Annotated in this window: 1 protein-coding gene; it reads left to right on the plus strand. The window is 43.8% G+C overall.

Annotated elements, in window-relative coordinates:
• Window positions 1-12 precede the first annotated feature (12 nt).
• Window positions 13-288: UpxY family transcription antiterminator (locus ACZIX2_RS14300; RefSeq protein WP_463340768.1), on the plus strand; the 276-nt coding region annotated here is incomplete at its 3' end.

Here is a 288-nt window from a genome sequence, read left to right on the forward strand (position 1 = left end):
TCATAACCGAAAATGAACTGGTACGTTGTATATACAAAACCCAAGTGGGAGAAGAAAGTAGCCGAAAAGCTCAATGCTATTGGGGTTGTGGCGTATTGTCCTATGGTGATAAAGGAACGACAATGGAGTGATCGCAAGAAAAAAGTAGCCGTGCCTTTGTTTTCCTCTTATGTTTTTGTGCAATTGGACGAGAGAGATCGCCAAAAGGTATTTGCAGTAACAGGCGTGGTGCGCTATTTATTTTGGTTGGGTCAGCCTGCAGTAGTTAAAGAAGTGGAGATTGCCGCC

Source organism: Flavobacterium riviphilum, assembly GCF_055231795.1.